The sequence below is a fragment of the Celeribacter sp. genome (genome assembly GCF_048270365.1).
Classification (GTDB): domain Bacteria; phylum Pseudomonadota; class Alphaproteobacteria; order Rhodobacterales; family Rhodobacteraceae; genus Celeribacter.
In genome coordinates, this window is the sequence record NZ_JBLWTA010000010.1 from 17063 (window position 1) to 30420 (window position 13358).

Genomic DNA, 13358 nt, shown 5'->3' on the forward strand with positions numbered 1-13358 from the left:
CCGAAAGACATACCATGACCCAGTATACCGGCATTTGGCCTGTTGCCCCGACCCCGTTCAATGACGATGGCACGCTTGATCTCGATGGGATGAAACGCGTTCTGGACTGCCTGATCGACCAAGGCGCCGACGGGATTTGTATCCTTGCGAACTTCTCCGAACAGTTTCTGGTAAGTGATGCCGAACGCGACGTGCTCACGCGCCTTTCGCTTGAACATGTCGCAGGGCGCGTGCCCGTGATCGTCACCATCTCGCACTACGCCACACAGATCGCCGTGGAACGTGCGCGTTTCGCCAAATCGCTTGGCGCAGAGGCCGTGATGATGATGCCGCCTTACCATGGCGCCACGCTGAAGGGCACGCCAGAGCAGACCTTTGAACAATTCGCCGCCGTTGGGGATGTCGGCATTCCGATCATGGTGCAGGACGCGCCGATGTCGGGTGTCGATCTCTCCGTGCCGCTTCTGGTGCGGATGGCGAAAGAGATTGAGATGGTCAAACTCTTCAAAATCGAATGTCCGCGTGCTGCGAATAAAATCCGCGCTCTGATCGAACAGGGCGGCGATGCGATTGAGGCGCCGTTCGACGGTGAAGAGGCGATCACGCTTTTGGCGGATCTCGACGCAGGTGCGACCGGCTCGATGACCTCGGGCATGATCGTCGATCAGATCAAACCCGTTCTGACCCATTTCCACGCAGGCCGCCATGAGGAGGCCACCGCCGCCTATGGCCGCGTCGCCATGGCGATCAATCACGAAAACCGTCAGTGCGGTTGGCAGTCGTGCAAGGCCGCGATGGTCGAGGGCGGCGTCATCAAATCCGAGATGTGCCGTCACCCGGTCGCGCCGCTACATCCCGCCATTCGCACGCGTTTGATTGAGCTTTTGAAACCGCTCGATCCGCTTGTTCTGAGCTGGGGCAAATAAGCCCCGACACTTCCGATATTCTGAAAGGACATCACATGACCTTCACCCCGCATGGCAAACATCTGATCGCAGGCGCTTGGGTTGCCGGTGACGAAAGCTTTCAATCCGCTCCCGCGCACGGGCCGTCGCACAGCTTTTCCAAAGGCGCGCCGGCGCATGTGAATGCCGCGTGTGACGCCGCCGAAGAGGCGTTTTGGGACTACGGCTATTCGACCCGCGAGGCGCGTGCCGCATTTCTGAACGCCATCGCGGATGAGATCGAAGCCCGCGCCGAGGCGATCACCGAGATCGGCACGCAGGAAACCGGCCTGCCCGAGGCGCGTTTGAACGGCGAGCGCGGGCGCACCACCGGCCAGCTGCGCCTCTTTGCAAGCCACATCCTGAGCGCGGAATATCTCGACCGCCGCTATGACGAAGCCCTGCCGGGTCGTCAGCCGCTGCCGCGTCCCGACCTTCGGATGATGCAGCGCCCCATCGGTCCTGTCGCTGTTTTTGGCGCCTCGAACTTTCCGCTCGCCTTCTCGACCGCAGGGGGCGACACAGCCGCGGCACTTGCGGCGGGTTGTCCTGTCGTCGTCAAAGGCCACGACGCGCATCCCGGCACCGGCGAGATCATCGCCGAAGCCATCCATGCCGCGATCCAAACCTGCGGCATGCCCAAGGGCGTCTTTTCCCTCGTGCAGGGCAATGACCGCATCGTCGGGCAAACTTTGGTCCAACACCCGCTGATCACCGCCGTGGGCTTTACCGGCTCGCTCGCCGGAGGGCGCGCGCTGTTTGATCTTTGCGCTCAGCGTGAGGTTCCGATCCCGTTTTTCGGCGAGCTTGGGTCCGTGAACCCGATGTTCATGCTGCCCGAGGCGATCTCGACCCGTGGCGCAGAGCTCGGCAAAGGCTGGGCGGGCTCGCTGGCCATGGGCGCGGGCCAGTTCTGCACCAACCCGGGCATCGCCGTGGTGATCGAAGGCCGCGAGGCCGACGCCTTTGTCGAGGCGGCGCGGGCCGCTTTGTCGGAGCAAGGCGCGCAGGTCATGCTGACGGACGGCATCGCCAAAGCCTACAGCTCCGGTGCGGCGACCATCGGCGCTCAGGCGGGGGTTCAGGATCTGTTGACCAACATGTGCGACCAACGCGAGGCCAAGCCGTTCCTCTTTAAAGTGGCCGCCTCCGACTGGCTCGGCAACCACGCGCTGTCCGAAGAGGTCTTTGGCCCTCTGGGTCTCGTGGTCGTCGCCAAGGACGCGGACGAGATGGACCGCGTCGCCCGCAGCTTTAGCGGTCAACTCACCGTCACGCTGCACCTCGATGAGGGCGATGCGGCGCTCGCACGTCGTCTCTTGCCGGTGCTGGAACGCAAGGCGGGCCGTGTGCTTGCCAACGGTTTCCCGACAGGCGTCGAGGTCTGCGACAGCATGGTGCACGGCGGGCCTTATCCGGCTTCGACCAACTTTGGCGCCACCTCCGTCGGCACCCTGTCCATCCGCCGCTTCCTGCGCCCCGTCTGCTATCAGAACATCCCGACGGATGTTTTGCCCAAGGACTTGGTGTGAGGCCATGACGACACGGATCGCCGTCGATTGGGGGACTTCCGCGCTGCGTCTTTGGGCGCTCGATGCGGCGGGCACGCCGATGGTCGAACGGCGGTCTGACAAAGGAATGGGCAGACTCTCGTCCGAGGCGTTCGAGCCTGCCTTTCTTGAGATTGCCGGGGATCTCTTGGCCGAGAGTGGCCAGACCCAAGTGCTGATTTGCGGCATGGCGGGGGCGCGTGACGGCTGGTGCGAGGCGCCGTATCGCGCGACCCCGGCGCGCCTGACTGCGCCCGAGGCGACCCGCGTGCCGACACAAGACGCCCGTCTCGATGTCCGTATTCTCGGCGGTGTCAGCCAGGCAGAACCCGCCGATGTGATGCGCGGCGAGGAAACCCAGATCGCGGGCTTTCTCGTGAATGACCCCGCGTTTGACGGGACGCTCTGTCTGCCGGGCACGCACACCAAATGGGTGCAGGTTTCTGATGGCACGATCCAAGATTTTTGCACGGTCATGACAGGCGAACTTTTCGCACTTCTGTCGCGGCAATCGGTGCTCCGACGCAGCGTCGAAAGCGATGCGCCTCTGTCGATGCCCAGTTTTAGCGCCGCAGTGCGCGAGGCCGTGGAACAGCCCGAGCGTCTGACCGCCGCGCTCTTTTCCCTGCGTGCGGAGGGGCTTGTCGCCGGACTTCGCCCGGAGAGTGCCAAAAGCCGTTTGTCGGGCCTGCTGATCGGACAAGAGCTTGCCGCCACCCGCGCGCGCTGGCTGGGCCGTTCGGTCACCATCATTGGCGACGACAGCCTTGCCGAGCTTTACCGATCCGCGCTTGAAACGCTGGGCACGGTGGCCCAGTGCCAGTCCGGCAGTGCGCTGTCCCTTTTGGGGCTTGGCGCTGCATTCGACACTGTTTTCTCACCGGATTTCTCACGGAAACTCTCATCGGAGACCCAGATATGAGCCGCAATCTCATCGCTATCTTGCGTGGCATCACGCCCCCCGATGCAGAGGCCGTCACGGCCGAGCTGATCGCCGCAGGCATCACCAAAATCGAAGTGCCGCTCAACTCGCCGGAGGCTTTCACCTCCATCGCGGTGCTGATCGAGGCCTTTGGGGATCGGGCAACCATCGGGGCAGGCACGGTGCTCTCTGTGGCCGAGGTCGAAAGGCTGGCGCAGATCGGCGCCAAATTGGTGGTCTCGCCCAATATGAACCCCGAGGTGATCCGCGCGACCCGCGCCGCGGGCATGCTGTCCTATCCCGGCGTGATGACACCGACCGAGTGCTTCGCCGCCTTGGACGCAGGCGCAAACGGGCTTAAATTCTTCCCCGGATCTTTGATCGGTCCTGCGGGGCTCAAGGCGATCAAAGCCGTGCTGCCTGCGGGCTGCGAGATGCTGGCCGTGGGCGGGGCGAGTGCGGAGAACTTCGCCGAATGGCATGCGGCAGGGGCGGCAGGGTTCGGCATCGGCACGGCGCTTTACAAACCGGACGACACCCCTTTGAGTGTCCGCGCGAAAGCGGAGAAAATCGTCGCGGCCTTTGATGCCTGCTACGCCTGAGGAGCCCCGCATGACGACCCCAATGAGTGCCACCATGTATGACGACCGTATCTGCGAGCTTGGCGAGGGGCCTTTGTGGCACCCCGAACGGGCCGCTTTGTTTTGGTTCGACATCATGGGCAAGCGGCTGCATTGCCGTGGGGCGGAGGGCACAGAGGTCTGGCAGTTCGACGAGCATGTCTCTGCGGCGGGTTGGGTGGATCGCGACAGGCTGCTGATCGCGTCCGAGACTGCGTTGATGCTGTTTGATCTGCGGAATGAGGCGTGTGTCGAGGTGATCGCTCTGGAGGCCGACGATCCCGTGACCCGTTCGAACGACGGGCGCGCCGACCCGATGGGCGGGTTTTGGATCGGCACCATGGGCAAACAGGCACAGCCGGGCGCCGGGGCGATTTATCGGTATTTCGGAGGGGAGTTGCGCAAATTGCATGCCGGGATCACCATCCCGAATGCGATCTGCTTTGCCCCTGACGGGCGCACGGCCTATTTCGCGGATACCACAACGCGCAAGATCATGCGTCAGGCGCTGGACGCGCGTGGCTGGCCCTGTGAGACCCCGCACATTCACATCGACCTGACCGACGAGGGCCTTAACCCCGATGGTGCGGTGGTCGATGCCGAGGGGTGCCTGTGGAATGCGCAATGGGGGGCGTCCCGCATTGCGCGGTATGCGCCCGACGGCCGTTTCCTGTCCGAGCACCCTGTGCCCGCCCGACAGCCGTCTTGCCCGGCCTTCGGCGGCGACAAAGCAAACACGCTCTTCGCCACAACCGCGACCGAAGATCTGAGGGATCCGCGCGCCGGAGAGGGCTGTGTGTTCGAGGTTGTGACAGGCGTAAACGGGCGCTTCGAGCCGCGTGTCGTGCTGGGATAACCATTTGAATGGCTCGCTCTGAGGGGCCATCGTGACCTTCCGCAGCCCGCCTTTGTCGCGTAAATGGCGCAACGGCCCCTCAGCGTTGTGTCCGAAATGCTGCATAGGCCAATGTTTTTATCAAACATTTCAACAGGGACTTCCTCTTTTGTCGTCAAAGAAGGAAGGTGCCGAGGCTTGAGAACCTCCGGTGCAATTGGCCTCACCGGTAAGATGTCGGCTTTTGGGATGATCCGAAGGCGCGTTTACGCCTTTCCGTCGCAAGCAACTGGCCCAATGAACATGGCGCGGTTGGCCGACTGCGTCACCATTGGGGTATGTTGTTTCTTCTTCATGCTCCAGTTTTATGGGGGAAGAAAATGACCGCACGAAATTTTCTAAAACATATTTCACTGGCTTTGATCGCGCTCTGTTTCGTCACAGCACTTAGCGGGAAAGCCAACGCACAAACGGCGGACACAACGCCGCCACGCATCCAGTCGATCACCCGCTATGATCCTCTGGGCCAATACACCAACCAGACGGATGTGGTGTGGGAGATCACCTTCACCGAAGATGTCACCGACGTCAGCGCGCCCGAGGATTTTGTGATTAGTCATTCTGTTGGTAGCGGCTTGGCCGCTTATGCATTTCCTCCGACGGCAGTCTCAGGAAGCGTTTACCGCGTCACGTTGCGGTTCGATTACCCTGTGACCAATGGCACCGGAAATATTCGACTTGTTCCAAGTAGCAGTCCCACCATCTATGATTTGGCGGGCAACGCCATGACAGATTTCAGCATCATCGGTGTAAATGAGGCTTATAGCCCCGACAATGTGGACCCGACTCTGTCGATCACCTCGTCGTCATCTTTCCCGACCAACAGTTCCGTGATCCCGCTCACCTTCACCTTTTCCGAGCTCGTGACCGGTTTCGACGTGAGCGATTTGACCCTCAGCTCAGGCACCGGGTCGTTTTCGAATTTCAGCGGCAGTGGGTCGACCTATACCGCCGATCTGACCCTCAGCTCGACAGGTGCGTTTCAGGTCGCTGTTGCGGATGCCGCCGCCGTTGACCGCGCCGGCAATTCGGGCACAGGCGCGACATTCAGCGGCACGCGGGATGTGACGGCGCCGAGCGCCGTGCTCTCCGCGATCCCCCCTGAGGTGAACGGTCCCTTCGATGTGACCGTGACCTTCGATGAGGACATTTCCGGAATTGCGTTTGCTGATCTCGTCGTAACGAATGGTCGCGTCTCTTACGGCACGCGCCTCTCCGACCGGGAATTCAGACTCACAATTATTCCCGATGCCGACGGCACGGTCACCGTGTCGGTCCCTGCAGGCGCGGCCACGGATGCGGCAGGCAATGGCAACACCGCCTCCAACACGGTGAGCACCTCGGCGGATGTGACCCGTCCCACCGTTTCCCTCGACATGCCGAGCGGCCTGGTAAATGCGCCCTTCACGCTGACGATGACCTTCTCCGAAGAGGTGAGCGCGGTGACTTTAGGCAATATTTCGGTCAGCAACGGCACGGCCTCTGACCTGCAACAAACCAGCACGACCGTCTACACGGCGACCATCACACCCGACGCAGACGGCACCGTGACGGTCAATTTCGCCGAGAACCTCGTGACGGATGCGGCGGGGCTTGGCAACGAGGCCGCGCCAGCTGCGACCAACACCGCCGATCTGACCGACCCGGCACCGACATTGACGGCAACGCCGGACTTCCCGGGCACGCCCTACACGGTGTCGATCACCTTTGACGAGAATGTGACCGGTCTGGAGCTTAGCGACTTCGCCACCACGAATGTCGATCTCTCTTCCCTGTCCGGCAGCGGTGATACCTACACGCTTCAGGCCACGGGGACGGATTTTGCGCAATCGATCCAGCTGCTTGCGGGCACAGTGCTTGATGCGGCAGGCAATGACAACGTAGCTTCGAACATCATCTCCGTGGTGCCCGATGGCGTTGCGCCGGGCCTGACAATCTCGGGCGTTCCGGGAACGATCACGCGAGGCGCGAGTTTCGTCGCCACCTTTACCTTCACCGAGACGGTCACCGGTTTCGAGGCCTCCGATATTGCCCTCACCAACGCCACGATGGGCGCGCTCACAGGGAGCGGGGTGGTCTATTCCGCGACCATCACGCCGGATGATCGTGGCGATGTCACCATTTCGGTGGCGGACGGCGCCGCGCGTGACATGACGGGCGAGCTGTCCGTGGCGGCCTCGGCCATCGCGCAGCTCGACACTTCGGCAGAGCAAAGCGAAGCGATCGCGCATTTCTTGCAAGGACGTGCCCGCAGCCTGATCCAGAACCAGCCGGACGTGTCCCGGTTCGTCACCGGGCAGAACGGGGGCAATGCCTCCGTCAGCGTCTCGCGCGGTGGCGGTGAGTTCGCGCTCAGTTCCCGCGGAAACGGTCCGTTTTGGATGGCGGTGTCCGGGTCTTGGTCCGACAGCGACACCGAGGACATGAGCTACGGCCTCGCGTCTCTCGGCTACCACACAAAGCTGTCCTCGGGCACGATCATCGGCGCGATGGTGCAATATGACATGGCCGAACAAGAGGACGTGCAAGGGACCAAGGTTGAAGGCACCGGTTGGCTTGTCGGCCCGTATTTTGCCACGCAGATCGGCGATCATCCGTTCTTTGTCGATGGGCGGCTGTTGTTCGGCGAGACCGACAACGACATCACCCTGTCCTCCGGTCAAACCGGCAGCTTCACGGGCGACCGTATGCTGGCCTCATTGGGGGCGCAGGGGCGTGTCGAGATGGACAAGGGCTGGACCCTCGTTCCCAATCTGACCCTGAGCCACGTCAGCGACAGCCAGAACGCCTATGTCAGCGGCGGCACGACTGTGCCTGAGCAAAAGGTGACCCTCACCGAGCTGGCCGCAGGCTTGGATTTCGAGGTGCCGATCCTTGTGCCCCAAGGCGAGCTGATGCTCGATTTCGGGATTTCCGGCATCTACAGCCACACCAAAGGCAGCGGCGCCGCAAGCGCCTATATCACCGAAGACGAAGGCCACCGTGGCCGCGTGGATGTCGGCTTGAGCTATGACAACGGACAGGGTGTCCGGTCCTCCGGCTCCGCTTTTGTCGATGGTCTGGGCGGCGACACGGATGTCTCAAGCTATGGCCTGTCCTTCGAAGTGGCTTTCGCCTTCTGATCGCCCCCTTTCGATGACTTGAAACAGCAACGCCCGCCAAGTTTTGGCGGGCGTTCTTTTTGGGGCGTACCGTCCTCCGGCATGAGCGTGGTGTAGGTCTCCCCCGTCTTGTCGCGACAACTCAGGGTGTCGCCCAAGCTGTCGCGCGCTTTCGAGAGGAGCCGCCGAAAACGTGTCGGCGGTGTCGCTCATAGGCCGTCAGGCGGCCGTCTTGCGTTTGGCGAGATCGTTGTACATCTCGAATGCCTGTTTCGCTGGGAGCAGATCGTGCACCACGGCATTGACCGCCTGGATCATCGCCACCGGATCGCCCGCGCGGAAGATGTTGCGGCCCATATCAACACCCGCCGCACCCTGATCAATCGCCTTATAGGCCACCTCGAGCGCCTCGGCTTCGGGGATTTTTTTGCCGCCGGCGATGACGATCGGAACCGGGCAGCCTGCACAGACTTTCTCGAACCCTTCTTCCACGAAATAACTTTTGACGTATTGCGCCCCGATTTCGGCGGCGATGCGGGTCGCGAGGCCGAAATAGCGCGCATCACGCGCCATATCTTTGCCAACGCCCGTCACCGCGAGAGTCGGCATGCCGACGCGGTTGCCGCGATCGATCAGATTGATGATGTTGGTGATCGATTTATGTTCGAATTCCGAGCCGATGTAGACCTGTGCCGCCATGGCCGCCACGTTCATGCGCAGCGCGTCTTCCATATCGACCGCGATGGTTTCATTCGAGAGTTCGGACATGATGGAATTGCCGCCGGAGGCCCGCATCACGATGGGCTTGCGCGTGGAGGCAGGCACGGACGTGCGCAGCATGCCACGTGTACACATCAGAACGTCGGCATGTTCGAAAAGCGGGGCGATGTTGATGTCGACCCGTTCGAGACCGGTGGTCGGACCTTGGAAATACCCGTGGTCAAAGGCCAGCATCACTGTGCGCCCGGTGTCGGGACGGAAGATCCGCGCCAGCCGGTTCTGCATGCCCCAGTCATAGGCCCCTGCACCTTTGAGAAAGAACGGTTCGTTCTTTGCAGGCGTGTTCAGCCCGAAATCTTTGCCGTCGATAATGTCGTCGAGATCAGCCATGTGATGTCCTTTTCTGTTTCTGTATAGGGTCTTAATCGTGCCCTTTGGACGGCGTCCAAGCCGCCATCAGGGCGTCGCGATAGGCGCACCAGCGCCGGTATCTGTCGTCAAGCTGGGCTTGAGCGACGGGGTCGGGCGCGATTTCGGAGGTGTGATGCGCCATGACGCGCGTTGCCGCGTCGAAGCTCTCGAACACGCCGGCCCCCACGGCGGCGGCAATGGCCGCGCCCCGTGCGCCGGTCTCGGTGCAATCGGACAAGCGCAGGGTCATCCCCAGAGCATCTGCGAATATCTGGGCCCAGAGCTTCGATTTCGCTGCGCCACCCGACAGGGTGGCCGTGCGAAAGCGCCGGTTCGGATCGAGAATTTCAAAATGCGCACGATGGCCGAAGGCAACCCCCTCATAGAGCGCCCGTACAAGGTCGCCGCGCGAATGCCAGGCGCCCATTGCGCTGAACCCACCGCGCGCGCCCGGGACCGGACCGGCATAGAGAAAGGGATGGAACACCGGCAGATCGCGCTCTGGATCGGCCTCGGCGGCCAATCGGTTGCACAGCGCGAAAGGGTCCTCACCGGTCGCCTGCGCTTCATCTTTCAGGAATGTTTGCACAAACCATTCAAGATTTGCCGCCGAGGTCGGAGAACATTCGCAACTGACCCAAGTGTCCCGGCCCAAGACGCTTGCAAGGAGCGCGCGGGGATGATCCGGGAGCTTTCGTGTGAAAACTTGATTGATGGACCAGCTTCCCGCCACAATCGACGCTTCGCCCGCCTGCGATGTCCCTGCGCCCAAAGTCGAGGCCAAGACGTCGAACAGACCGGCAACCACCGGCGTGCCTTCGGCAAGTCCCGTCGCCTCAGCGGCCGTGCCGGAAACGTGACCGACCACCGTGTCGCTTTGCGCGGGGTCAGGAAGGAGATGCCGCAAGGTCTCGATGCCATAGAGACGCAAGAGGGCGTCGTCGTATTGCAAAGCGGGGAGGGCGAGGAGACCGGCCCCGGCCAGATCCGAAATATCCGATCCCATGCGCCCGGTCAGCCCGTGCACGATCACATCCTTGCACAGGACGGCCCGATGCGCGCGGGCTAAGAGGTCGGGCTTATTCTCGAGAAGCCAGCGCAAGAGAACCGGGGTCATCGCAGGCCAGGGGCGCGACTGGGCACGGCTCAGGATGTCTTCGCCATGCGCGGCGGCGATCTGGCTTGCCAAGGCCTCGGCCCGGTTGTCCATCGACTGGATGCCGATCAGTCCGCGACCGGCATCATCCATCAGGTAAAGCCCGTTGCCATGACCCGCTGCCCCGATCGCAAGCACCTCTGCCCCGCTCAGGCCCGACTGCGCAAGACAATCGCGTATCGCGCCCGAGGCCGCGTCCCATAGCCCTTCGGGGCTACGTTCGACAAACCCCGGCTCGGGTTGCAGGGTTTCGGAGCTGCGCGACGCGACCGCACACATCTGGCCCGTCGCATCGAACAGCGCAGCCTTGACCATGGTGTTTCCTGCGTCCACGCCGATGAAATACCCCGTCATTGTGCCGCGACCTCCTTTTTGCCGTGCAGGCCGATCCGCGTGGCATCGGCGCCGTGCTTGCTCACCAACAGGTTGCGAAACTCCTCCAGATGCGTCGCGCGCTCTGCATCCGTCCAGCCTTTGACATGCGCAAGCCGATCCGCGAGCGTTTCAAGTGCTGCGGCATCAAGCGCGCCCGCCAGCGCCAAGACGGTTCGGCGCAGCGCCAGATCGGACAGGGTTTCCACCTGCTCATGCGCAATCAGGTACTCAATCTCTGCATCCGAATACGCGGGGAGCCCGGGCAGCATCTCTTCGCCTTCGAAGGTCTTCGCCAGCGCCTCCGCAAGCGTGCCGTAGCGATGGAACAAGACCTCCACACGGCCCTCAGACAGGCCAGAGCGCCCGGCAACGTCGGCGCACCAGCGCGCCGGGTCTTCGGGAAATGTCACGCCCCCGCCGATGGGACGCTCTTGTGTGCCAGAGGTGCGGCTCAGGCCGAGGCGCGCCATGGCCTCATCGGCGGCCAATTCCCCGAAGGCGCGGAAGGTGGTCCACTTGCCGCCGATCATGCTCAGGATCGGCACGTCGCCCTCGGTCCAGCGGTTGAAATGTCCGCGCGGAATCTGGCCGGTGGTGCCCGCCCCGCTGATCGGCAAGGGGCGTACCCCGGCAAACACATGGAGAACCTGTTCGGGCCGCACGGTCATCCCCGGCAGGACCCAGGACAGACCTTCCAAAATATAAGCCTGTTCATCCGCCTCGCAGCGCACGGTGTCTGGATCGGGGACCTTAATGTCGGTCGAGCCGATCAGAACCCGCCCATGCAGGCAGAACATGATACAAATCCGCCCGTCGATATTCTCGTAATAGACCATGTCGTCCCCGAGCATGTCCCGCAATTCGGGATGATCGAGCACCAGATGGGCCCCCTTTGTGCCCTGCACCATGTCGCTTTGCACCCCGGCGCGGGCGTTCGTCCGGTCAATCCAGGCACCGGTCGCATTGATGACGATCTCAGGACGCAAGGCGATTTCGCGCCCGTCGAGGCCATCGCGCAGCGTGACCTCCGCGCCGATCCCGGTCACCTCGAGATAGTTGAGCGCAACGGCATGCGCTCCGGCGCGGGCAACGTCTTCATACATCTCGGTGACGATGCGTTCCGGGTGGCTGACCTGACCGTCGTAATAGGTGGCGGCACAGCGCACCTCGGGGCGGAAGGGAAAGCGCGCCTTTGCGTTCCGTCCCGACCAAAAGGCGTGTTTCGGCAAACCGCCCTTGCCACGGGTGTAGATGTCGTAAAAGGACAGGCCTAATTTCAAGGGCAAAGCACCACGCCGCGACGGTGCCTGTGACAGTCCGAGGAATTTCAGCGGCGCATTCAATGTGCCCGAGGCCCAGCTGTCGATCGGTACGATGGTGCGCAGAGGGCGGACGAGATGCGGGGCATTCTTCAAGAGGCGATTGCGCTCATCGAGAGCTTCGCGGACCAGATCGAATTCGCCATTCTCGAGATAGCGCAGCCCACCGTGGACCATGCGCGACAGGGCGGACGACGCCCCCGCACAGAAATCCGATTTTTCCGCCAGCATGACGGAGACCCCATTGAGCGCCAGTTCGCGGTAGACCGCTGCGCCGTTGATGCCGCCGCCGATCACCAACACCTTGGGCGTGGCGCCGTGCATGGCATCCAGCCGCGCGGAACGGGTCGTGGGGGGAACGATAGAGAGGGTCATGAGAGCTCCTTGAGGCGCGCCAGCACAGAGCGGGCGGTGGCTTCATCGGTGACAAGTGTGTTGATGTAGCCGCCGCGCACCACGGCACAGATGGCTTCGGCCTTTTCCTGTCCGGCTGCGACGCCAATGCTGATCGGCACTTTGGCCAAATCGGACGGTGAGATGGCAACAACCAGCCGGTTGCGCACGTAGTCGGTCACAGCCCCCTGCAGGTCGAGAACATGCGCCATCAGCTCCGCGACAGCGCCAGAGGCGTAGAGCTCTTTTTCCTCGGCGGGCACGTCGCGATGCAGATCGAAATAAGAGGTCGCCTTTTCGCGCAAACCGCCGATGCCAACGAGCGCAATATCCGCGGCGCGGGCCGCTTCCATGACGCGGGACACCGTTTTCATGCCGGTGATCATGGCGTGTTGTTCCTCGGTCTCCGCGAACATCGGCGAGAGCATCTGCATGGCCTCGCCGCCAAAGGCGCGCGCCAGATTCGCGGCGGCGTGGTTCACATCCGTGTAATGTTTGCCCTGCACGAGACCGGTTGCCGGGACGACCTTCATGCCCGCCAGAGGCGTCACGTGGCGCAGCCCGGCCACACAGGCGCTGACGCCTTTGCCGCCGGTCAAACACAGGGTCATGTCCGGTTTGAGCTTGCTCGCAAGTAGCTCTCCTGCGATGGCCCCAACCCGCGCCAGAACGGCCTCGGGATTGTCGGAGGTGGTCGGTTCGATGACCACTTCAAGCAGCCCCGAAATCTCGGCAAGCTCGTGTTCAAGCTCGAGGTGATCCTGAAAGGGAGAGCGGATCGAGATCTCGACCATTCCCATATCATGACCCGCCTTGATCATACGGTTCACCGTGGAGTGACTTTGTCCCATGCGTTCGGCGATCTGAGCCTGCGTCAGCTTGTCGACGTAGTGCAGCGTCAACGCGGTGAAGATGCGCCGCACCTGTGCGAGATCCTGAGGGTGATCCATGG

Annotated in this window: 10 protein-coding genes; 6 read left to right on the top strand and 4 right to left on the bottom strand. The window is 62.5% G+C overall.

Annotation, left to right across the window (positions count from 1 at the left end; translation table 11 throughout):
* Positions 1 to 14: 14 nt before the first annotated feature.
* The 6 genes from ACN0X0_RS14275 (at position 15) to ACN0X0_RS14300 (ending at position 8053) form a co-directional block, all read left to right on the top strand.
* Positions 15 to 926 carry a dihydrodipicolinate synthase family protein gene (locus tag ACN0X0_RS14275; protein WP_417279693.1) on the top strand — a complete coding sequence of 304 codons (912 nt, stop codon included), beginning with the start codon at positions 15 to 17 and terminating at the stop codon, positions 924 to 926.
* A 35-nt stretch (positions 927 to 961) separates the two neighbouring features.
* On the top strand, positions 962 to 2476 hold the full coding sequence (locus ACN0X0_RS14280; protein WP_417279694.1) for an aldehyde dehydrogenase (NADP(+)): 1515 nt from the start codon (positions 962 to 964) through the stop codon (positions 2474 to 2476).
* A 4-nt stretch (positions 2477 to 2480) separates the two neighbouring features.
* The gene (locus tag ACN0X0_RS14285; protein WP_417279695.1) at positions 2481 to 3416 is read left to right on the top strand and encodes a 2-dehydro-3-deoxygalactonokinase; all 936 of its coding nucleotides are present in this window, start codon (positions 2481 to 2483) and stop codon (positions 3414 to 3416) included.
* Positions 3413 to 4018 carry a 2-dehydro-3-deoxy-6-phosphogalactonate aldolase gene (locus ACN0X0_RS14290; RefSeq protein WP_417279696.1) on the top strand — a complete coding sequence of 202 codons (606 nt, stop codon included), beginning with the start codon at positions 3413 to 3415 and terminating at the stop codon, positions 4016 to 4018. The genes ACN0X0_RS14285 and ACN0X0_RS14290 overlap by 4 nt, the downstream gene beginning before the upstream one ends.
* Positions 4019 to 4028: 10 nt before the next feature.
* Positions 4029 to 4892, top strand: coding sequence for an SMP-30/gluconolactonase/LRE family protein (locus tag ACN0X0_RS14295; RefSeq protein WP_417279697.1), 864 nt, complete (start codon positions 4029 to 4031; stop codon positions 4890 to 4892).
* Positions 4893 to 5251: 359 nt separating this feature from the next.
* The gene (locus tag ACN0X0_RS14300; RefSeq protein ID WP_417279698.1) at positions 5252 to 8053 is read left to right on the top strand and encodes an Ig-like domain-containing protein; all 2802 of its coding nucleotides are present in this window, start codon (positions 5252 to 5254) and stop codon (positions 8051 to 8053) included.
* A 198-nt stretch (positions 8054 to 8251) separates the two neighbouring features.
* Here the strand turns inward: ACN0X0_RS14300 and lsrF are convergent, their stop codons facing one another.
* From lsrF to ACN0X0_RS14320, 4 genes are read right to left on the bottom strand one after another with little or no spacing between them, the layout of a single operon-like run.
* Complete coding sequence (gene lsrF, locus ACN0X0_RS14305) at positions 8252 to 9142, bottom strand: 3-hydroxy-5-phosphonooxypentane-2,4-dione thiolase (protein WP_417262844.1); 891 nt, start codon at positions 9140 to 9142, stop codon at positions 8252 to 8254.
* A 31-nt stretch (positions 9143 to 9173) separates the two neighbouring features.
* Complete coding sequence (locus ACN0X0_RS14310) at positions 9174 to 10673, bottom strand: FGGY-family carbohydrate kinase (RefSeq protein WP_417262845.1); 1500 nt, start codon at positions 10671 to 10673, stop codon at positions 9174 to 9176.
* Positions 10670 to 12388 carry an FAD-dependent oxidoreductase gene (locus ACN0X0_RS14315; RefSeq protein ID WP_417279699.1) on the bottom strand — a complete coding sequence of 573 codons (1719 nt, stop codon included), beginning with the start codon at positions 12386 to 12388 and terminating at the stop codon, positions 10670 to 10672. The genes ACN0X0_RS14310 and ACN0X0_RS14315 overlap by 4 nt, the downstream gene beginning before the upstream one ends.
* Entirely contained in the window at positions 12385 to 13356 is a 972-nt protein-coding gene (locus tag ACN0X0_RS14320) for a sugar-binding transcriptional regulator (RefSeq protein WP_417279700.1), read from the bottom strand. The genes ACN0X0_RS14315 and ACN0X0_RS14320 overlap by 4 nt, the downstream gene beginning before the upstream one ends.
* Positions 13357 to 13358: the final 2 nt, after the last annotated feature.

Coding starts and splice junctions, on each gene's coding strand:
- ACN0X0_RS14275 (WP_417279693.1), top strand. CDS start 15: ATGACCCAGTATACCGGCATTTGGCCTGTTGCCCCGACCCCGTTCAAT.
- ACN0X0_RS14280 (WP_417279694.1), top strand. CDS start 962: ATGACCTTCACCCCGCATGGCAAACATCTGATCGCAGGCGCTTGGGTT.
- ACN0X0_RS14285 (WP_417279695.1), top strand. CDS start 2,481: ATGACGACACGGATCGCCGTCGATTGGGGGACTTCCGCGCTGCGTCTT.
- ACN0X0_RS14290 (WP_417279696.1), top strand. CDS start 3,413: ATGAGCCGCAATCTCATCGCTATCTTGCGTGGCATCACGCCCCCCGAT.
- ACN0X0_RS14295 (WP_417279697.1), top strand. CDS start 4,029: ATGACGACCCCAATGAGTGCCACCATGTATGACGACCGTATCTGCGAG.
- ACN0X0_RS14300 (WP_417279698.1), top strand. CDS start 5,252: ATGACCGCACGAAATTTTCTAAAACATATTTCACTGGCTTTGATCGCG.
- lsrF (WP_417262844.1), bottom strand. CDS start 9,142: ATGGCTGATCTCGACGACATTATCGACGGCAAAGATTTCGGGCTGAAC.
- ACN0X0_RS14310 (WP_417262845.1), bottom strand. CDS start 10,673: ATGACGGGGTATTTCATCGGCGTGGACGCAGGAAACACCATGGTCAAG.
- ACN0X0_RS14315 (WP_417279699.1), bottom strand. CDS start 12,388: ATGACCCTCTCTATCGTTCCCCCCACGACCCGTTCCGCGCGGCTGGAT.
- ACN0X0_RS14320 (WP_417279700.1), bottom strand. CDS start 13,356: ATGGATCACCCTCAGGATCTCGCACAGGTGCGGCGCATCTTCACCGCG.